This is a genomic window from Shewanella septentrionalis, assembly GCF_025370265.1.
GTDB classification, from domain to species: domain Bacteria; phylum Pseudomonadota; class Gammaproteobacteria; order Enterobacterales; family Shewanellaceae; genus Shewanella; species Shewanella hafniensis.
Window position 1 is genome coordinate 1 of sequence record NZ_JAMTCC010000127.1, and the last position, 506, is coordinate 506.

The window sequence follows — 506 nt, forward strand, 5'->3', positions numbered from 1 at the left end:
ATATAAAAAGACACGCTGACACGGTAAGGGCATTGAACACTGTTCATGGTGTAACTGAGTGATGCAATACAGTTGGGAAACGCATATAGCCTAAAGTCGTTCGGCAGCCCTTTAAGCCCTAGATTGATTAGGGTGGTATCGACACTGTTGTCTGATTGCATCGGTGTGTGACGGATATTGACCGAATCACGATTAATGATGAACTCACTGTCAGGGCTGAGAATTTGGGTGTTGAGAGGTTGATACTCGTTATATTTAGCGGGCGTGACGCGATCTTGTTGATGCGAAAAATTTAAGTGTTCGCGGCAATGCTCAATCAGATCGTCAGCGCCTAAGCGGCGAATGTGCATGCCTGTTTGCGCCAGTTCTGACTCAACGCCAAGACGCATATCCAGCAGTGCAGGCATGTCCTCGGTGGTTGAAACAAAGAAAAACCCTTTGGTGTTCTTTAAATCGTAGTGGTATGCGCTGCTGAGCTTGGTGCCAAAGCCTTTGGTCGAACTGTG

The 506-nt window shown here is 47.2% G+C and carries 1 protein-coding gene; it reads right to left on the bottom strand.

Annotated elements, in window-relative coordinates; translation table 11 throughout:
* Positions 1 to 506: conjugal transfer protein TraC (locus tag NE536_RS22880; RefSeq protein WP_261274128.1), on the bottom strand; the 506-nt coding region annotated here is incomplete at both ends.